This window comes from Agrobacterium vitis (assembly GCF_013337045.2).
Taxonomy (GTDB): Bacteria; Pseudomonadota; Alphaproteobacteria; order Rhizobiales; family Rhizobiaceae; genus Allorhizobium; species Allorhizobium vitis_B.
Genome location: NZ_CP118259.1, coordinates 334519 through 353122, shown reverse-complemented (window position 1 = coordinate 353122; position 18604 = coordinate 334519). Strand labels below are relative to the sequence as shown.

The window sequence follows — 18604 nt, the reverse complement described above, 5'->3', positions numbered from 1 at the left end:
GCGGAGGGTAAACCCGATCACACGGATCGATACTGCTCGTCCGTCACCTGCTCCAGCCAGTCGACCACCTTTCCATCCAACTGCTCTTGAATGGCGATATGGGTCATGGCTGTGGTCGCGGAGGCACCGTGCCAATGCTTTTCGCCGGGTTCGAACCAGACGACGTCACCCGGATTGATGGTTTCGATCGGGCCACCCTCGCGCTGTACGAGGCCAAGGCCGGCGGTGACGATCAGCGTCTGGCCGAGGGGATGCGTATGCCAGGCGGTGCGTGCGCCGGGCTCGAATGTCACGCAGGCTGCGGCGGCGCGGCGGGCATTGTTGGGCGAAAACAACGGATCGATGCGGACCGTGCCGGAAAACCAGTCCGATGGACCTTTGGTGGAAGGTTGGGTGCCGTTTCTCTTGATGTCCATGGGCTTGACCCCTTTTCTTTTGAGAGATTCTGCCAAATAGATGGTGTCCACATGCCGTATGGCAATGATCATCTTTCGGCAGCTCATTCCACCCAAAAGATAAAATCAATGCCGAAAGCGTGTTCGCCTCACCCGCCGAACGCCTCCTGCTTGCAATCCCCTCCCGTCTATGCTCCCTTCACGCCGACGCTGTGGAGGGCGTCGCAGGAGGAGTTACCATGACCATGCATCCTTTGCTGGCGCAGCCGGAGCGTTTTGTGACGCGCAATGAGGTTGTCGGGCTGATTGGCCGGTTGACGGACAATCTGATCAACATCACGGACACCACAGGCGAATTCCTGCTGCGGCTGGACGATGGGCGGGTGATCGACACCAAGGGCTGGGCCGGGTGGGAATGGACCCATGGCATCGGGCTTTACGGCCTGTTCAAATACTGGCAGCAGACCGGCGATGCCAAGGCGATGGCTGTTATCACCGACTGGTTTTCGGCGCGGCTTGCCGAGGGAACCCCGACCAAGAATATCAACACGGTCTGCCCGTTTCTGACGCTCGCCTGCCTATATGAGCACGCGCCCAACCCGGCCTTTATCCCCTATCTGGAAACCTGGGCCGAGTGGGTGATGTACGAGATGCCGCGCACCCGCGAAGGCGGTTTGCAGCATATCGTCTATAACAGCGTCAACGACCAGCAGATGTGGGACGATACGTTGATGATGAGCGTCATGCCGCTCGCCAAGATCGGTCTGCTGTTGAACCGCCCGGACTATGTGGAGGAAGCGAAGTATCAGTTTCTGATCCATAGCCAATATCTCGCCGACCGCGCCTCCGGGCTGTGGTTCCATGGCTGGACCTTCGATGGCAATCATAATTTTGCCCGCGCGCTCTGGGCGCGCGGCAATTCCTGGGTGACGATCGCCATTCCGGAATTCATCGATCTCCTGCAATTGCCGGAGGGAGACGCGCTGCGGCGTCATCTGCTCTCGACACTAGACCGTCAGGCCGCAGCCCTTGCCAAATATCAGGACCCTTCCGGCCTCTGGCACACATTGGTCGATGACGAGGGCAGCTATCTGGAAGCCTCGGCCACCGCCGGTTTTGCCTATGGGCTGATGAAGGCGGTGCGCAAACGGTATATCAGCGCGGACTATCGGCCCGTGGCGGAACGGGCGGTGCGCGGCGTCATTGCCAATATCGACGCCAAGGGCGAATTGAACCAGGTGTCCTTCGGCACCGCCATGGGTTCGGATCTCGATTTCTATCGTAATATCAAGCTGACCTCGATGCCCTATGGGCAGGCGATGGCCATTCTCTGCCTCTCTGAATATCTGAGATCCTTTATTTGAAACCGGCAGTAGAGAAAGCCCGAAGCACCTCAATGGCAGGATAAAAATCCTGCCATTTCAGAAAGTTTTCATTTGCGCATTTCCCAGCGCTTTTGCATGGTCACGGCAGTAAATCCTTGACCGTGGGTCTTTTCATGTCTGTCGATGCAATTGTTCTTGGCGCCGGTATTATCGGCGTGTCCACCGCTGTTCAGCTGGCGCGGCGCGGCAAATCTGTGGTGCTGGTGGACAGGCGCGGCGCGGGCGAGGAAACCTCCTACGGCAATGCCGGGCTGATCCAGCGCGAAGGCGTCGTTCCCTATGGCTTTCCGCAGGAGCTGAACTTGATCCTGCGCTATGGTCTCAACAACCGGATCGATGCGCATTATCATCTCAAGGCCCTGCCGAAGCTGGCGGCCTTTCTCTCCTCCTATTGGTGGAATTCCAACCGGCCGCGCCATGAAGTCATCGCCAGGGCCTATGCGCCGCTGATCGAACACTCGATCACCGAACACAAAGAGCTGATCGAGGCATCGGGGGCCGAAGCGCTGATCCGCAAGGACGGCTGGGTCGAGGCGTTTCGCACCCAGGCCGTGCGCGACAAGGAAGTGGCGGAGGCCGAGCGGCTGGGGCGTGAATATGGCATCCAGTTTCAAACCCTGACGGCAGCGGATCTAGCCCGTGAAGAGCCGCATCTGAGCCAGGATTTCATCGGTGGACTGAAATGGAACGATCCCTGGTCAGTGCTTGATCCGCATGGGCTGACCAAGGCCTATCTCGCCTATTTCGAAAGCCTCGGCGGACGCTTCGTGCATGGCGATGCCATGAGCCTGAAGCAGGTGGGTGGCAACTGGCAGATCACCACCGACGACGGCGTGATCGACGGTAAACAGGTGGTGGTGGCCCTCGGCCCCTGGTCGGATGAGGTGACGGCCAAGTTCGGCTACCGCTTCCTGCTCGGCGTCAAGCGTGGCTACCACATGCATTATGCCAGCAGTGGCAATGCGGTGCTCAACAACTGGATGATGGACAAGGAGCGCGGCTATTTCCTGGCGCCAATGACCCAGGGTATCCGGCTGACGACCGGGGCGGAATTTGCCTTTCGCGATGCACCGAAAACCCCGGTGCAATTGGCGCGGGCCGAAAAAGTCGCCCGCACAGTGTTTCCACTGGCCGAACGCCTCGACGCTGAGCCCTGGATGGGCGCACGCCCTTGCACGCCAGACATGATGCCGGTGATCGGTCAAGCGCCACGCCACAAAGGGCTGTGGCTGGCTTTTGGCCATGCCCATCACGGCCTGACACTGGGGCCGATCACAGGGCGCCTGCTGGCGGAGGCGATGAGCGGCGAAACGCCCTTCCTGGATATATCGGCCTTTCGCCCGGAGCGGTTTCGGGCTTGATACAGATCCCGAAAATGTGATCTGCGGACGCAATGGGCGTCACAGGAAATCGGCAAGCGAGCTTTACAGTCGGGTGCTTGAAACCAGTGACACGCTTAGGGATCATCATGACCAGCCGCCCACTTTCCTCCATCGCCCTTGGTCTCATTGGCTTGCTTGCCGCCAGCGCGATTGCCCATGCCGATCCCGACGCGCTGTGGAAGATCGTTCATGACAAATGTGTTGTCGCGACAGCGCCTTGCGTCAGCGTCAATTCCGGCGAACATTACGCGCTGCTAAAAGATCAGCGCGGCGTGGCGCAGCATTTGCTGATCCCGACCGACAAGATCACCGGCATCGAAAGCCCTGCTCTGCTGGATGACAAGACACCGAATTTCTTTGCCGATGCCTGGAATGAACGGGCCGCCGTCGATGCCAAGCTGCCGCATCCCTTGGCCCGCGACGCGCTCAGCCTGGCGGTCAACGCGCAAAACGCCCGCTCACAGAACCAGTTGCATATCCATATCGATTGCCTCAGCCCGGATGCCCATGCGCTTTTGACCAAGATGGCAAATGAGATCGGCACCGACTGGGCACCCTTGCCGGCGGAGGTGGCAGGGCACCAATTCATCGCCATGAAAGTCGAGGGTGATTCGCTGGCTGGTTACAATCCGTTTCTGGCGCTGGCGAAGACCCTAAAAGATCCGTCAACGGAAATGGCAAGCCACAATCTGGTTGTGGTTGGCGCCAGCTTCGCCAGCGGCCCAGGCTTCATCATTCTCACCGATATCGCGCCTGCCGCGATTGTCGGTTTTTCCGGCGGTGAAGATGTGCAGGATCACAGCTGCCGGATCGATCCGGTCTGATCACTGCAAATCGTTGTTATTCCAGCTCCGACAGCCCGGCTGCGGCGGCCTCGACAATGGCCTCGATGCTGCGATCTATATCGACGGTCACCACACAAGGCTCACCGGTCGGGCTTTCCAGCGTCGCAAGCTGGCTTTCCAGCAGGCTGACCGGCATGAAATGTCCGGTGCGTTCACCCATGCGGCGGGTCAGCAGCTCTTTTGAGCCTTCCAAATAAATGAAGGCCGTGCGGTTGCCGGTCGCCTCGCGCAGCAGGTCGCGATAGCTTTTCTTCAGCGACGAGCAGGAGACGATAATGGTCTGGCCCTCCTGCAAGGCGGCGGCCATTTTATCGCCGATCGCTTGCAACCAGGGCCAACGGTCCTCGTCAGTGAGCGGCGTGCCCTTGGCCATCTTCTCGACATTGGAGGCGGGATGCAGGCTGTCTCCTTCCAGGAAGGGCGAGCCAAGTTTTTTCGCCAGGCCCTCGCCAATCGAGCTTTTGCCGCAGCCGCTGACCCCCATGACGATGATCGCCCAAGGTCTGGTAGGAACGGTGTCGGCTATCTGATGGACGGTCATGCTGATCTCTCCCGGCGGATACGTCACTTACCTTCAACTAGCGTATTGCCGTCATCGGTCAACAGCTTCATCCAAGCCTCTCCCCAAACGAAAAACGCCCGGACCGGAGGCCAGGGCGCTGTCATATTCTTCTTGCAAAACAGGTTCAGGCAGCCGGTGCAGCCGCCAGACGGGGCAGATCCTCGATACCCAGCAGAAAGTTGATCTGCGGGCGGGCCTTGACCAGATCGTCGATGGAATATTCCGCCAGCACCGCGAAGAAAGCGTTGAGCGCCTTGCGCAGCGCCGAATTCAGACCGCAGCTGTCGATCAACGGGCAATCGACCTCGCCATCGTCCTCGAAGCATTCGGCCATGGCAAAACTGTCTTCCGTGACCTTGACCACATCGAACAGGCTGATCTTTTCAGGCGCGCGGCCCAGACGCACGCCGCCATTGCGGCCACGCACGGTTTCCACCAGGCCCGCTTTGTTGAGCGGCTGGAGGATCTTGAACAGGAACAGTTCGGAAACGCCATAGGCCTTGGCAATTTCCGGGATACGGCTCAAATGGTCCTTGTTCGCCGCGCAATACATCAGAATGCGTACCGCGTAATTGGTCTGCTTCGTCAAGCGCATGCGCCACTCCTTAAGCTGGTCCAGCGAATCATAGCCGCTTGGCGGCCCTTGGCAAAGCGCCAAATTTGTCCGTCCATATCGGCATATATAATGGACTTTGTACTTTTGAACAATTCCAAATTAACATTTTTTGAGTGTGTTTCTCCAGAAAAGATTTTCATGCATGAAGTGTCGATCCTGGCTTTTTATCACGAAAAAAGGCGGGCCGTTGGGGACCCGCCTTGGTGATAATTTTTGGTGCGACGTCTTACGTCATCATTTCATCGTCGGCATGACAAATTCAGCACCGTCTTTAATTCCTGAAGGCCAGCGGCTGGTGACGGTCTTGGTGCGGGTCCAGAATTTGATCGAGTCGGTACCGTGCTGGTTGAGGTCGCCGAAGGAAGAAGCCTTCCAGCCGCCGAAGGAGTGATAGGCCAGCGGCACTGGAATCGGCACATTGATGCCGACCATGCCGATATTGATACGGCTGGCGAAATCGCGCGCCGCATCGCCGTCGCGGGTATAGATGGCAACGCCATTGCCGTATTCATGCTTCATCGGCAGGTCGATGGCTTCCTCATAGTTCTTGGCGCGTACCACCGAGAGAACCGGTCCGAAGATTTCGGTCTTGTAGATGTCCATATCAGGGGTAACGTTGTCGAACAGGCAGCCGCCGACGAAATTGCCGTTTTCATAGCCCTGAAGCTTGAAGTCGCGGCCATCGACGACCAGCTTGGCACCGGCGTCCACGCCACTGTCGATCAGGCCCAGAATGCGGTCACGCGCTTCCTTGGTGATGACAGGCCCCATGTCAGCCTTGTCATCGGTATAGGGTCCGATGCGCAGGCTTTCGATCATCGGGGTCAGCTTGGCGATCAACCGGTCGGCGGTTTCATCACCAACAGGAACGGCAACCGAAATCGCCATGCAGCGTTCCCCGGCTGAACCGTAGCCCGCGCCCATCAGCGCATTGGCAGCCTGATCCAGATCGGCATCGGGCATGATGATCATATGGTTCTTGGCGCCGCCGAAGCACTGGGCGCGCTTGCCGTTGGCCGCTGCCGTACCATAGACGTAACGGGCAATCGGGGTGGAGCCGACGAAGGAGATTGCGCCGATATCGGGATGGGTCAGCAGGCCATCAACAGCTGATTTGTCGCCATTAACGACGTTGAGAATGCCAGCAGGCAGACCAGCCTCGATCATCAATTCGGCAAGGCGCATCGGCACGGACGGATCGCGCTCGGAAGGCTTGAGGATAAAGGCATTGCCGCAGGCAATCGCCGGGGCAAACATCCACATCGGGATCATCGCCGGAAAGTTGAACGGCGTAATGCCAGCGCCAATGCCGACAGCCTGACGGATGGAATACATATCAATGTTCGGGCCGGCGCCTTCGGTAAACTCGCTCTTCGACAGATGCGGAATGCCGATGACGAATTCGCAGACTTCCAGACCTCGGACGATATCGCCCCTGGCGTCTTCAATGGTCTTGCCATGCTCGCGCGACAGCATTTCGGCCAGCTCGTCCATATGGGTGTTGAGCAATTCCACGAATTTCATGAACACGCGAGCGCGACGCTGCGGATTGGTGGCAGCCCATTTCGGCTGGGCAGCCTTGGCGTTTTCCACCGCCGCATTCAACTCGTCTGCGCTGGCCAGCGAGATTTCGCCCTGCACTTCACCCGTGGCAGGGTTGAAAATCGGCTGCTTGCGGCCAGAGGTGCCAGCCACAGTCTTGCCGCCGATGAAATGCCCGATCTGATACATGGGTGATCCTCCTGAGTGGTTTTTTTGATGCCCCACTATTGCGCTTTAAATTGCACAACGCAACGCGATGCTTTACGCATCCGTTGTGCGAAAATAGAGTAAAGGCTTGCCCATGAACTGGGATGATGTGCGCATTTTTCTGGCCATTGCCCGCACCGGCCAGATTCTGGCGGCATCGCGCAGGCTGGGGCTGAACCATGCCACCCTGTCACGTCGGTTGACGGCGCTGGAGGATGCGCTGAAAACCCGGCTGTTCGTGCGCCGCACCAATGGCTGCGAGCTGACGGCTGAAGGTGAGACGTTCCTCACCTCCGCCGAGCGGATGGAAACCGAAATGCTGGAAGCCCAAGCCCGCCTTGGCCGCACCGATGCCAAGGTGGCAGGCACGGTGCGCATTGGCGCGCCCGATGGGTTTGGCGTGTTTTTTCTGGCCTCCAAGCTGGGGGATTTGATTGAGCGACATCCGGAGCTGAAAATCCAGCTGGTGCCGGTGCCACGCTCGTTTTCGCTGTCACAACGCGAGGCCGATATTGCCGTGACGCTGGAGCGGCCCGATCAGGGGCGCCTCGTCTCGGCCCATCTGACCGATTACACCTTGGCGCTTTATGCCTCCCGCCTGTATATTGAACGCCATGGCCTGCCCGAGACAGTGGAGGCCCTTAAGGACCATCACCGCATTGGATATGTGGAAGACCTGATCTTCACGCCATCGCTGAATTTTACCGGCGAAATCATGCGCAACTGGAACGCCAGCTTTGAGATCTCCTCCGCCATCGGCCAGACGGAAGCGGTGCTGGCAGGCGCTGGCATTGGTATTTTGCACAGCTACATCGCGCGACAGCATGATGACCTGGTCCGCATTCTGCCCGACATCACCTTGCACCGCGCCTATTGGACCACCTATCATGAGAGCCTGCGCGATCTGGCCCGCATTCGCACCGTCGTGGATTACTTACGCGAGCGGGTCGATCAGGATCGCGATATCTTTTTATAGGTAGGATAAGCACCATGGCCGAGATCAAGATGAGAGCCCGCCCGATGGGCGCCACCGCCGTGATCGGCCGCACCGGTTTTCCGCAGATCACCTCGGCCACCGGCGGCGAGCTGTCCATCGTCACCGGCCCGTCGCAAGCGGGCTTCAACCCGCTGGACTTGCTCTACGCCTCGCTGGCTGGATGCCTGACGATCAGCGCCCGCCTTGCCGCCAGCGAGATGGGGGTGATGGACAAGATCACCGCAATTACCGCTTCCGTCACCGGCGAAAAAGCAAAAGACGGCCTGTCACGGGTCGCAAGGTTCGACATCACCCTGACCATCCGGGGCGATATTGACGCAGAGATCCGCAAGGCGATTGCCGACCGGGCCGAGCACGAGATCTGCACCGTCAGCAACACCCTTTCCGGCAGCCCGGAATTTGTGACCACAGTGCTGGATTAAACTGGTTCTTTATAAGGGAGCATCGCAGGTCAGGGTTATCCGCTCCGGCACGACCAGCCCGGCGAAAAAGGCATGGGCCGGGTTTGGCGCGCGGCTGGTCCGGCATTGACCACCATCGCCGCGAATCTGAAGCCCACCGGCCTCGGCCAAGCGGAAAGCGGCGACATAATCCTTGTCCTTGACCTCCAGGTCGAGGCTTTTGCCGCGCAGGTCCACCGGTCCGGCCAGGCTGAAAGCAAAGGTGACAGTCACGACAGTCCCATGGATCTCAGCGGTAAAGCCCACCGGCTGCAACCGCGCCGCCTGCCTTCCATCCACCGACAATTCCGTGAAAAACCGCTTGCGGCCAAGATCGGCAATCAGCTTGTCACGCAGGGCCGAGGCCTCCTCGGCGGTAAACTGACTGTTGCGGTCTCTGTCATAGCGATCCAGCAGAACGCGGCTGTAATTGGCATCGAAAGACCAGCTTTCCCCGAGCCCCGTCAACACGCCACGGCGCATATCGAACAGCACCCTCAGCGTGATGGCGATGTCTGGATGCGCCAGCACGGGAGAAGCAGGCAGCAGGCCGAGAGCCAGCGTGGCTGCAAGCGCGGTTTTCCGGCGAAAGGCAAGTGGCAAACGGCTCATGGCACCCTCCCCTCACCCGAATCCGGCCCCAGCACCGGTCTCTGCGGACCATAGCGGTCCAGTGTTTTGAACAGGGGCTCAAAACCTGAAAAATCATCGCTGGCCGCCGGAGGCTCCGCGAAGGGCGGCGGGGTCAGTGTGGTCTGTTTCGAGGCCATGTAAGCACCGCCATACAGCATGCCGATGGCAAGCAACCAGCTGCCATAAACCCGCGAGGCAATCCTGGTCCAGGCGGCGGTGACGATACCAGCGACAAGACCGGACACCAGCACCAGCCAGAGCGCGGCAGACAGCGCCAAGGGCAAATAGAGCCGGTCATGCAGGCTTGGATCGGAAAAAGAGATCGCCAGAGAAAGAGCGATCCCAAGCACGGGCAATAACACCAGACCGGACCAGAACCGCAGCGGCAATGGCAAAACCAGCATTACCCCCGCCAACAGGCAGGCCAAGGGGCCAACCAGAAAGAAATGGCTGGGCGCTGCGGGCAAAGGCGCCAGAAGCTGCATCCAGATATCGCGCCAGACAAAACCGGCGACAAGGCCCGCCACCAGCACCAGCAGAGCCAGCGGCAACCGCCGTCTCGGCAATTGCCCCAGGATGAAGCCGGTGCCGATCAAGGGCAGCAGGCGTTCAATGGTAAACGTGGTCGATAGCAGCCAATGGTCCAGCGTCTCCTGGTCAAGCCAGGTCCACACTGCCGACGCGCAGATCCCGATTGCCCCAAGCAGGGCTGCAAGGGCTAGACCCACAGTCAGATGACCAGCAAGGGGCATGCCCGGCTTTGCCATCAGGTCACAAGGAAATAAAGGCCGCCGATGGCGATCAGCCCGCCGGGAATACGGACCATGCGCTCGCCCAAGGCCCGCGACACACCAAGCCCGACGGCAATACCGGCCAGATGAATCAGGCCGGTGGCAATCACGAAGCCGATGGCAAAATCAGCGGGATCGGCAGCAATTGGCAATTCGGCGCCGTGCGCATAGCCGTGGCAGATGGCAAACAGGCCGATAACCGTCAGCGCCAGCCATTCCGGCGGCCGCCAGACCAGCGCAATCGCGGCACCCAGCACGACGATGGAGAGCGCAATGCCGGTTTCAATCGCTGGCAACGGCACACCGGCAATGCCGAGAATGCCACCCAGCACCATGATCAGCGGAAAGGTAATTGGCAGCGCCCAGACATTGCGGCCACCCAGTTGTGCGCCCCAGAGACCGACGGAAAACATCGCCAGAAGATGATCGGCACCCGACAATGGATGCTCGAAGCCTTGCAGGAACCCACCGGCACCGCCCTGGACGATATGCGCCTCGGCCATGCCCGGCATCAAGGCGACAAGCAATGCGACAGAGGCAAGCCGCCCGGCCCCGACGATCTGACGTTTAAAGTTTTCCCGCATGTCCGATCTCCCGAATTGATGCTTGCGCTGCGTCTCTGTCCTGCTCTGGCTTGGCTGCCACCTTATGCAGACTGTTTCTGCGACCAAATTGTGGTCGCGAAATGCATGGAACCTGTTTGCACCTGATCAAACCAGAAAGAAAGCGTCGACGATAACAGCCGAACGTTGTCAGCGCTCTGACCGTCACTTATACCCCATATTTTCCAGCTACAGGCCAATCTTCCAAAAAACGGCAAGGGCAAAGCGACAATGACCGCATTTCATCCAGGAAAAATCCCGGGCCATTTCCAAAAGCATTTTCTGAGACGTTTCAGGGCAATCAAAGGATTACCCTTGCGCCTGTCTATCGTCTTGCTGGGCTTTGCGGGCAGCGCCGCCCCGGCCTTTGCCCATGTTCTGGGTGGCCCAATGGGCGGATTCGGCAGCGGGTTCGAGCATCCATTGCTGGGCGCCGATCACTTCCTGGCCATGCTGGCGGTCGGTCTCTGGGGCGCGCAGATGGGTGGCCGCTCCGTCTGGACCCTGCCCGCCACCTTCCCGCTGATCATGTGCATTGGCGGCGTGATCGGCATGCTGGCCGACATTCCCGATCCGGTGATTTCCGGTGGCATAGCGCTGTCACTACTGGCACTGGGCGCTGCCATCGCTGCCCACTGGAAAGCCCCCGAATTCGCCTCCCTGGCGATCATCGCGCTGTTTGCGCTGTTCCATGGCTATCCCCACGGCAAAATGGCCCCCAACGCCACCGACCCCGCCGCCTACACTGTCGGTTTCGTCGTCGCCACCGGCATGATCCACATCCTCGGCATCGCCATCGGCTACGGGTTGGGGCGGCTGTATAACGGCCTTGTGGTACGGGCGCTGGGCGGGCTGATCGTGGTCGCGGGGGTGTATTATCTGGTGACAGGACAGATGTAATGTCCCAGCCGAAACCGACTTAACGGTCTGTGAGCAGATGATCTGAAAACATTGTGGAAGAAATGGTACGGTTGGGGGGTCTCGAACCTCCGACCTCAGGTGCCACAAACCTGCGCTCTAACCAACTGAGCTACAACCGCACATCAAGCGCTAGCGCTTTCGAGGGGTCACATACGGGGCATGGGAGAATTTTTCAAGCCCCTTTTTGCGCTTCCCCATTTATTTACAGATCACTGGCGGCGACGGCAATAAAAAGGGCCGGACGAACCGACCCTCTCATCTTCATCGATATGTGACCGAAAAGATCAGGAGACCTTGAAGGTGGACATTGCCTTTTCAGCGGCTTCCTTGCCGGGCTTTGCCACGGTTTCGGCAACCTTCTTGACGGTTTCCTGCATGGCCTTGGCCTGCTCGACGGTGACTTCAGCCTGCTTGCGGATGAACGCGGTCTGCAATTCGACCAGCTCAGCAACAGACTTGACACCCATCAGGGCTTCCATATGCGACAGGGACAGCTCGGCATTGGTGCGCAGGGCGTCGATAGCCTTGAGGCCAAGTTCCATGCTGCCGCTCTGGGCGCTCTGCAAGGTGGCTTCAACCGTCTTGGTGGCGTCTTCGGCAGCGGTCTTCATCTTGGCATAGGCTTCCTTGGACTGAGCAGCGCCCTTCTCAGTGAAGTCGCGCAGGCTGTCGGAAATCTTTGCAGGATCGAAAGCAGCAGCAGAGAAAGGGGTGGATTTCGAATTGGTAGCCATGATGAACTCCTTGGAAGGGGCTGATCGTTGCAGCCCGGTGTTTTTCGATAGAGGCTATATAGCAAGATTTATTGTGCGTTGCAATATTATGTTGCGGTGCACAATAAAATATTTACTCACATTAACCCTGTTTGGCGATAGAGGCGCTCTTCGCTGGACCCGGAGGGGGTGCGAAGTTATTAAAAATCTGTTAATTCAGAACAGTGCCGGCGAAAAAGCTCGACAGGTTGACCATGCCCGCTATCCAATACCCCTTCATTGATATCGCCGTGCATAGCGCGGTCAGGGCCAAGTTTGCGCGTGGAGATGCGCTTGCGCTGTTTTCGCCGGATCTGGAACGGGTGCTGTGGGCCAATGGCGCCGGAGCGGGTTTCTTCGGAACGGCTTCGGTTTACGATTTTCTCGACCAGGGGCCGCCGCGTCAGGATGTCACCTTCCGGCAGATCGCCGCCATGGCCCGGCAGTTGAAAACGACGGGCGAAGCGCGCCGGTTGGTGGTGCGGGCTGGTTCGGGCTTTCGCCTTGTGCCTGTTGAAGCCCAGCTGGAACGGCTGGAGATCCGCCCCGGTGAAGTGGTCATCCTGTTTTCCATGCCGGTCAGCTACCGCGACGCCTCGGCTCGCAGCGAAGCACTGCTGCGTGGCTTCGAAGATCCCGATACCCATATGGCTCTTCTGGACAGCAAGGGCGCGGTGATCCGGGCATCCGGCAATTTCGACCGGCTCGGCATTACCCCACGCACCATCGAAACCATCGTGCAGATGGCGCAAGTCCAGCCCGGCGGCCTGATGAAGCGGCCTATTCCGACCGCGCGCGGCAACCTGCCCGCAGCGCTTGGCAAAATTGCCGACGACCCTGCAATGTTCCTGCTGTTTGCAGTGGAAACCCTGCTGGGAACGCTGGATGCATCGGATGGGTTTACTGAGGAGCAGCCCATCCCGGCTTCCGTAACGTCGCCACAGGTCCACGAACCGCAGGTTTCGATAGAGCCAGCCGTGGCCGCTGTTGAGACCCATCTTTCTGAGCCTCCCCCATCCGAGACTTTTCCAGCCGCGGATACAATCGCTGTCGAGGTTGAAGAGGGCAAGCCTGAGGAAGCCAAGCCCGAAGAAACCAGATCGACGGAGACGTTCGAGGATGTGGTCGAAGCCCTGGGCAGCATCCACGAGTTGGAACCTGAGCCGGAAGACCTGTCTCAGGCGGATGCGATGAGCCCGCAGCCGGACGATCATGCTGAAGACAAGCCCCTGCCTGAAGACGAGCCCGCGCCTGAAGAACTGTCCGTTCCTGAGGAAAGCCCCGCTGAAGCGGAACAGCCCGCGACGTCCGACGCGGCGTTGACCGAGGACAGTCAAGCCAGCACGGATCTGCCCGATTCCGATCTCCATGCCGATGCTGAACAGGATGAGATCGAAGCCGAGGACGATGCCCGCCTGGAGGAAACCGCAGAGCCCGAGGCCTTCACTGACCCCGCTGACCAGCCTGACGAAAGCGAAGCCGAGACAGAGGCATCCAGCGCGGACGCTTTTGAGCAGGACGAAGAGCGCGAAACGGAGCCAGCTTCGTATTCTGCGGAAGAGACGCCAGAACTGCCGGAAACCGTCAGCGAACAGGCTGCGCGGCAAGAGGAAACCACCCAGCAGGATTTCGCCTTCACTCCCACCATGCGGGCGGCGCGGTTCGTTTGGAAGGTCGATGCACTCGGCTGTTTCAGTGAAGTCTCACCGGAATTTGCCAAGGCGGTCGGCCCGCGGTCGGCGGCCATCGAAGGCCAGACTTTTGCCGATCTCGCCGCCCTGTTCAATCTCGACCCCGATGGCAAGATCGTCGAATTGCTGAAAAAGCGCGATACCTGGTCCGGCAAGACGATCTATTGGCCGATTGAAGGCACCAGCTTGAAAGTGCCGGTCGATCTGGCCGCCTTGCCGACCTATACCCGCAATCGCGATTTTGATGGCTTCCGAGGCTTTGGCGTCGTGCGGCTGGCCGATTGCATCGAAGATATCGACAAGGTCGGACTGACCTTAAGCGCCCCCCTTGATCAGGCCAGCAAGGCCGAGCAAGTGGCGCAAGCCGATCCTCAGCAAGACATGCGGAATGATGTCGCCGCTCCGGCAGAGGTCGAGAACGCTGATACCATCCCTGTGCCAGAACGGGTGGAAGAACAGGTGGCGGAACGGCAAGAGGTTCCGGCCTTGATCATCAGCGCTCCGGCCCCCCTTCCGCAGGCGGAAAACATCGTTCAACTCAAGCCCCGCAATTTCGGCCGCGAAGGCTTGAGCCCCGCTGAACATGCGACCTTTCAGGAAATTGCCCGCAGACTGGACGCACTCGGTGCAAAATCCGCTGACGGCAGCCATGATCTATCGCCCAAAAAGAGGCGTGATGACAAACCTGCCCTAGAAGACCAAAAGCCATCCGCCGTTGACGCCGCAGATGCCGAAAAGCGGAAGCCCGATGCCGACGCCGCCGGTGTGACACCCGAAGCGACGGATACAACAGTGCCTTCGCCGCGTGCCGAGCGCGATAGCCTGCCTGAGAATGACAACACAAAACCAGATCCGGCCACTGATCTGTCGGAATCACAGGCCAGTGAAGAGGTTGATGACGAGGTAATTGACGAGTCAACAAGCGCCGAAGATGGCGACGAGCCCGCTGACGTCGTTTCTGACCAGGAAGAGGACTTTTCGGCTGAAACCGTCGTCGAATTCCTCGCCCCCTCGGCTGGGGATGAGGTTTCCGCCAATACCAACGATGTCGCGGAGGATGGAAAAAGCGCTGCGGACGAGATGATCCTGCCGGTCGCATCCGTGCCTGGCGCTCTCCTGCCACGCCCGCCGCGCGATGTGGTGTTTTCGCCTGATGTGCTGGACATGCTGCCCGTGGCGTTGCTCGCTCATCGCGGTGATACCCTGATCCATGCCAATCCGGAATTCCTGGCGCTGACCGGCTATGCCGATCTCGGCGCATTGGCTCAGGCAGGTGGGCTGGACGTGCTTTTACAGCGTGACGATGTGGTGCAAGGCGACAATCCGCAAGACGATCAGCCTGGAACGGACGACGCGCGTCGTGATGGCAGGCTCGTTGTGGTTAGGGCCGATGATGCGCTGGTGCCGGTTTCGGCGCGGCTGCAATCGATCCGCTGGGAAGAGGCCAGCGCCTTGCTGCTGGCGCTGGTGCCGCAGGCTCCGGCAAAGCCTGCCGAGACGCCCGTTGCAGACCATACGCCTCTTCCGGTTTCCGATGCCGGTGACGGTTCACAGCCTGGATTGGACCATCCGACCCGGCTCGATGCAGTGGAGCATACCGGCCTGCGCATCGAGGTGGAGGAGCTGCGCTCCATCCTGGAAACGGCAACCGATGGCGTGGTGACCATCAGCACCGACGGCGAAATCCGCTCGGTGAACGGCGCGGCCAGCGCGCTGTTCAACTATGACGAAGAGGATATTCGCGGTAAGCCGTTCGTTACGCTGTTTGCCCATGAGAGCCAGAGGGCGATCCTCGATTATCTCGGTGGGCTGACCGGCCATGGCGTGGCCAGCGTGCTCAACGATGGACGCGAAGTGATCGGCCGGGAATCTTCCGGCGGCTTCATCCCGCTGTTCATGACCATTGGTCGGCTTTCCTCTTCCAACGGCTTTTGTGCTGTCATCCGCGACATTACCCAATGGAAGCGCACCGAAGAAGAATTGCGCAGCGCCAAACGCGCCGCAGAAACCGCCAATGCCCATAAGACCGACTTCCTGGCACGGGTCAGCCATGAAATCCGCACGCCGCTGAATGCCATTATCGGCTTTGCCGATATCATGGCGGATGAGCGCTTCGGGCCAATCGGCCATGGGCGCTACGCTGAATATGCCGCCGATATCGGCCGTTCCGGCCGACATGTGCTGGATATCGTCAACGATCTCCTGGATATTTCCAAGATCGAGGCGGGCGAAATGGATCTCGACTTCATCGCGGTCGGCTTGAACGAGACGGTGTCGGAAGCCGTCGCCATCGTCCAGCCGCAGGCAAACGGCCAACGGGTGATCATCCGCACGGCGCTGTCGCAATCGGTGCCGAATGTTGTGGCCGACATGCGATCGATCAAGCAGATCGTGCTCAATATCCTGTCGAACGCCATCCGGTTCACGCCTTCAGGTGGGCAGATCATCGTCTCCACCAATTACGAGCCGAATGGCAGCGTAACCCTGCGGATTCGCGATACCGGGATCGGCATGACGCGGGCGGAACTGGAACAGGCCATGAAGCCGTTCCGGCAAGTGTCTCCGGGCGGCGCCCGGCTGCGCGGCGACGGCACCGGACTTGGCCTGCCGCTGACCAAGGCGATGGTGGATGCCAACCGCGCCAGCTTTGCCATCCAATCGACACCGAACGAAGGTACGCTGGTGGAAATCACCTTCCCCTCTCCGAGGGTTCTGGCAGGATGATCGGCATGGTCTCCCGATTCGAGGCGATCAAATGATGCGCAGCGTTTCGCCGCGAGCTGTCATTTCTGCGTCCTCTATCAGGGAAAGCCGGGTTTCACTTTTCCCTGACAAACTCTAGATCCAGCGTAAAAGCCTGAACAAATTGCCAGGCAAAACCCTTTGCTGTATCGAAACGGCGGCAGTGGACATACTCTTCGCACCGAATGTGAAAGGCCTGATGTGACGCTCGGTTCAAAACGGAAATGGTCTGGACCCAGGCGTTGGCACGGTCCCCGGCTGGCCCGCGCGGCGATTGCTGTCATTGCGGTAGCGCTCTGCGTTTTTGTCGCATCCCGGCTGGCAGCGCCTTATATCGTTTCCAGCAGTCTGGTGCGCGGCAGTATCGAAAAGGCCATCAGCCGCTGGAGCGGCCATGACGTGGAGATAGCAGGCACACCCAGCCTGCAATTCTGGCCGGAACCCCGCATCACCCTGCCCAATGTGACGATTACCGACCGTGACGACACTCAACCTGGTGGGACGGCTGGTAATGCCAAACGCGTTCTTGCCCATATCGACCTGCTCTCGGCGTCGTTCGGACTGGTGCATGCGGCGATGGGCAACCCGGTCTTTGACGATTTCCATCTCAGCCGACCCCACATCTACATGCGGCGCAATTCGCAAGGCCATCTCGATTGGGCGGGACAGGGCCTGCTCTCCGATGCCATCTCTCATGTCCAGGAGAGTACCAAGGGCGGACAGAGCCTCGACAAGGTCTATGATGCCCGGATCGGATCGATCACCATTGAGAATGGCCGAATCGATATCGAGGATCAACCGTTACAGCGCCGGGTGGTCATCGACAGCATCTTTTCCCGTCTGTTCTGGCCAGTGATGTCGGCACCCGCGATCGGCAACGCCAATATGATCATCGGCGGCGTTGCCACTCAACTGGATTTTGCCTCCACCCAACCCTTGATCCTGCTGGGTGGCGGGGTTGGTCAGGCGGATTTTTCCCTGACCGCACCGACATTGAAGGGCAGTTTCAGCGGCATGACCGGGCTTGCGCCCGCCCGTTTTGCCTCAGGCCAGCTCAGCCTGGCGATTTCCAATGTGCCGGGGCTTCTGGCCTGGACCGGTGCCACGCTTCCAGGCACGGAAGCGCTGCACACGGTTTCCGTCAAGGCCACGGTGACGGCGGAGACCGACAAAATCAGGCTGGACAGCCTGTCCTTTACCGCCAACGACACAAGCGCCACCGGCCTGATGGAAATGGCCCAGGCGAAAAGCGGCAAGCCAAAACTGAGCGGCACACTGGCCTTCGAGCAGATGGATATTCCGACGTTTCTCGGGGCATTTTCACTCTCGACACCGGACGCCGATGCCAATAGTGGCAAAACTGGGCTCCTGGACTGGCTGGAATTCGATCTGACCTTGTCGGCCCGCAAAGCGACCTATGCGCCCTTCACCCTCACCGATATGGGCGCCAGCATTCTGGCCACCGATGGCACCGTGGTTTTCGACATTGCCGACAGCACACTGGCCGAAGGAACATTGATTGCCCATCTCGAAGGCCGCAATGGCGGCTTCGATGAAGGCGGCCATCTGGACCTGTCGCTGACCAATGCCGATCTTTCCGATATCGAAGGCAAACTGGCGCTGAATGGTCCCCTGCCGCTGGGGCCAGGCTCCCTGACACTGTCAGCCGCGACCAACCGGGCGCTATGGGAAACTCGCGCGGCAGATATTACCGGCACATTGGACCTCAGCGCCGGACCGGGCCGGATCACCGGTGTCAACCCGGAGGGCATCCGGCGCAAGGCGGCGGAACAAAAGTTTTTCCGATTGCAGGATGCTGGCACGGGCGAATTGCCGTTTGACAGCCTGACTGTGTCAGCAACACTTGATGATGGCAGTATCAATATTGGCAAGGGTGATCTGCTGAGCAGTGTGCAGTCCTCCTCCTTCTCCGGTGTCATTCCCTATAACTTCAAGGGACTGGCTCTCTCGACGGAAGTCCGCCCTGGCACTGCCTCTGCCAGCAGCGCCAGTGATGCCTCCGGCAATTTTGCGCCACTGCGGATATTCATCGGCGGTTCCTGGCCGGATCTGATCCTGTCACCAGCCCGGCCTTGATCGT

16 protein-coding genes and 1 tRNA gene are annotated in these 18604 nt (G+C 59.5%); 8 read left to right on the top strand and 9 right to left on the bottom strand.

Annotated elements, in window-relative coordinates:
• Positions 1–17: 17 nt before the first annotated feature.
• Positions 18–416 (bottom strand): (R)-mandelonitrile lyase, encoded by a 399-nt coding sequence (locus G6L01_RS01615; protein ID WP_070166397.1) that lies wholly within the window; start codon positions 414–416, stop codon positions 18–20.
• A gap of 218 nt (positions 417–634) precedes the next feature.
• Here G6L01_RS01615 and bglB point away from each other — a divergent pair, with 218 nt between their 5' ends.
• From bglB to G6L01_RS01600, 3 genes are all read left to right on the top strand, one after another.
• Positions 635–1759 carry a beta-galactosidase BglB gene (gene bglB, locus G6L01_RS01610; protein ID WP_070166379.1) on the top strand — a complete coding sequence of 375 codons (1125 nt, stop codon included), beginning with the start codon at positions 635–637 and terminating at the stop codon, positions 1757–1759.
• 134 nt (positions 1760–1893) lie between these two features.
• Positions 1894–3141 carry an NAD(P)/FAD-dependent oxidoreductase gene (locus G6L01_RS01605; RefSeq protein WP_070166396.1) on the top strand — a complete coding sequence of 416 codons (1248 nt, stop codon included), beginning with the start codon at positions 1894–1896 and terminating at the stop codon, positions 3139–3141.
• Positions 3142–3248: 107 nt separating this feature from the next.
• Positions 3249–3986, top strand: coding sequence for a CDP-diacylglycerol diphosphatase (locus tag G6L01_RS01600; RefSeq protein ID WP_070166378.1), 738 nt, complete (start codon positions 3249–3251; stop codon positions 3984–3986).
• A gap of 16 nt (positions 3987–4002) precedes the next feature.
• On the opposite strand, the gene G6L01_RS01595 is transcribed toward G6L01_RS01600, so the two are convergent.
• From G6L01_RS01595 to G6L01_RS01585, 3 genes are all read right to left on the bottom strand, one after another.
• Positions 4003–4548 carry a gluconokinase gene (locus G6L01_RS01595; protein ID WP_070166377.1) on the bottom strand — a complete coding sequence of 182 codons (546 nt, stop codon included), beginning with the start codon at positions 4546–4548 and terminating at the stop codon, positions 4003–4005.
• A 145-nt stretch (positions 4549–4693) separates the two neighbouring features.
• The gene (gene rirA / locus G6L01_RS01590; RefSeq protein WP_015915017.1) at positions 4694–5164 is read right to left on the bottom strand and encodes an iron-responsive transcriptional regulator RirA; all 471 of its coding nucleotides are present in this window, start codon (positions 5162–5164) and stop codon (positions 4694–4696) included.
• A 255-nt stretch (positions 5165–5419) separates the two neighbouring features.
• On the bottom strand, positions 5420–6916 hold the full coding sequence (locus G6L01_RS01585; protein ID WP_070166376.1) for a CoA-acylating methylmalonate-semialdehyde dehydrogenase: 1497 nt from the start codon (positions 6914–6916) through the stop codon (positions 5420–5422).
• A 112-nt stretch (positions 6917–7028) separates the two neighbouring features.
• Here G6L01_RS01585 and G6L01_RS01580 point away from each other — a divergent pair, with 112 nt between their 5' ends.
• Positions 7029–7910 (top strand): LysR family transcriptional regulator, encoded by an 882-nt coding sequence (locus G6L01_RS01580; RefSeq protein ID WP_070166375.1) that lies wholly within the window; start codon positions 7029–7031, stop codon positions 7908–7910.
• Positions 7911–7924: 14 nt separating this feature from the next.
• Positions 7925–8353 (top strand): OsmC family protein, encoded by a 429-nt coding sequence (locus G6L01_RS01575; RefSeq protein ID WP_070166374.1) that lies wholly within the window; start codon positions 7925–7927, stop codon positions 8351–8353.
• A 9-nt stretch (positions 8354–8362) separates the two neighbouring features.
• Here G6L01_RS01575 and G6L01_RS01570 read toward each other — a convergent pair whose 3' ends face one another.
• Genes G6L01_RS01570 through G6L01_RS01560 form a run of 3 tightly spaced genes read right to left on the bottom strand, consistent with a single transcriptional unit; the run spans position 8363 to position 10379 of the window.
• Positions 8363–8983 (bottom strand): DUF1007 family protein, encoded by a 621-nt coding sequence (locus G6L01_RS01570; RefSeq protein WP_070166373.1) that lies wholly within the window; start codon positions 8981–8983, stop codon positions 8363–8365.
• Positions 8980–9756, bottom strand: a complete 777-nt coding sequence (locus G6L01_RS01565; protein ID WP_139190268.1) for a hypothetical protein — start codon at positions 9754–9756, stop codon at positions 8980–8982. The genes G6L01_RS01570 and G6L01_RS01565 overlap by 4 nt, the downstream gene beginning before the upstream one ends.
• 14 nt (positions 9757–9770) lie before the next feature.
• On the bottom strand, positions 9771–10379 hold the full coding sequence (locus G6L01_RS01560) for a HupE/UreJ family protein (protein WP_070166371.1): 609 nt from the start codon (positions 10377–10379) through the stop codon (positions 9771–9773).
• A gap of 333 nt (positions 10380–10712) precedes the next feature.
• On the opposite strand from G6L01_RS01560, the gene G6L01_RS01555 reads away from it, so the two are divergent.
• Positions 10713–11297 carry a HupE/UreJ family protein gene (locus tag G6L01_RS01555; RefSeq protein ID WP_337692741.1) on the top strand — a complete coding sequence of 195 codons (585 nt, stop codon included), beginning with the start codon at positions 10713–10715 and terminating at the stop codon, positions 11295–11297.
• A gap of 63 nt (positions 11298–11360) precedes the next feature.
• Here G6L01_RS01555 and G6L01_RS01550 read toward each other — a convergent pair.
• Together G6L01_RS01550 and G6L01_RS01545 are read right to left on the bottom strand one after the other, a co-directional pair.
• Positions 11361–11437 (bottom strand) — tRNA-His (locus tag G6L01_RS01550).
• 165 nt (positions 11438–11602) lie between these two features.
• Entirely contained in the window at positions 11603–12052 is a 450-nt protein-coding gene (locus G6L01_RS01545; protein ID WP_070166370.1) for a phasin, read from the bottom strand.
• Between the two features lie 233 nt (positions 12053–12285).
• Here G6L01_RS01545 and G6L01_RS01540 point away from each other — a divergent pair, with 233 nt between their 5' ends.
• Complete coding sequence (locus G6L01_RS01540; protein WP_070166394.1) at positions 12286–16485, top strand: ATP-binding protein; 4200 nt, start codon at positions 12286–12288, stop codon at positions 16483–16485.
• A gap of 219 nt (positions 16486–16704) precedes the next feature.
• The gene (locus tag G6L01_RS01535; RefSeq protein ID WP_070166369.1) at positions 16705–18600 is read left to right on the top strand and encodes an AsmA family protein; all 1896 of its coding nucleotides are present in this window, start codon (positions 16705–16707) and stop codon (positions 18598–18600) included.
• Positions 18601–18604: the final 4 nt, after the last annotated feature.

Coding starts and splice junctions, on each gene's coding strand:
- G6L01_RS01615 (WP_070166397.1), bottom strand. CDS start 416: ATGGACATCAAGAGAAACGGCACCCAACCTTCCACCAAAGGTCCATCG.
- bglB (WP_070166379.1), top strand. CDS start 635: ATGACCATGCATCCTTTGCTGGCGCAGCCGGAGCGTTTTGTGACGCGC.
- G6L01_RS01605 (WP_070166396.1), top strand. CDS start 1,894: ATGTCTGTCGATGCAATTGTTCTTGGCGCCGGTATTATCGGCGTGTCC.
- G6L01_RS01600 (WP_070166378.1), top strand. CDS start 3,249: ATGACCAGCCGCCCACTTTCCTCCATCGCCCTTGGTCTCATTGGCTTG.
- G6L01_RS01595 (WP_070166377.1), bottom strand. CDS start 4,548: ATGACCGTCCATCAGATAGCCGACACCGTTCCTACCAGACCTTGGGCG.
- rirA (WP_015915017.1), bottom strand. CDS start 5,164: ATGCGCTTGACGAAGCAGACCAATTACGCGGTACGCATTCTGATGTAT.
- G6L01_RS01585 (WP_070166376.1), bottom strand. CDS start 6,916: ATGTATCAGATCGGGCATTTCATCGGCGGCAAGACTGTGGCTGGCACC.
- G6L01_RS01580 (WP_070166375.1), top strand. CDS start 7,029: ATGAACTGGGATGATGTGCGCATTTTTCTGGCCATTGCCCGCACCGGC.
- G6L01_RS01575 (WP_070166374.1), top strand. CDS start 7,925: ATGGCCGAGATCAAGATGAGAGCCCGCCCGATGGGCGCCACCGCCGTG.
- G6L01_RS01570 (WP_070166373.1), bottom strand. CDS start 8,983: ATGAGCCGTTTGCCACTTGCCTTTCGCCGGAAAACCGCGCTTGCAGCC.
- G6L01_RS01565 (WP_139190268.1), bottom strand. CDS start 9,756: ATGCCCCTTGCTGGTCATCTGACTGTGGGTCTAGCCCTTGCAGCCCTG.
- G6L01_RS01560 (WP_070166371.1), bottom strand. CDS start 10,379: ATGCGGGAAAACTTTAAACGTCAGATCGTCGGGGCCGGGCGGCTTGCC.
- G6L01_RS01545 (WP_070166370.1), bottom strand. CDS start 12,052: ATGGCTACCAATTCGAAATCCACCCCTTTCTCTGCTGCTGCTTTCGAT.
- G6L01_RS01540 (WP_070166394.1), top strand. CDS start 12,286: ATGCCCGCTATCCAATACCCCTTCATTGATATCGCCGTGCATAGCGCG.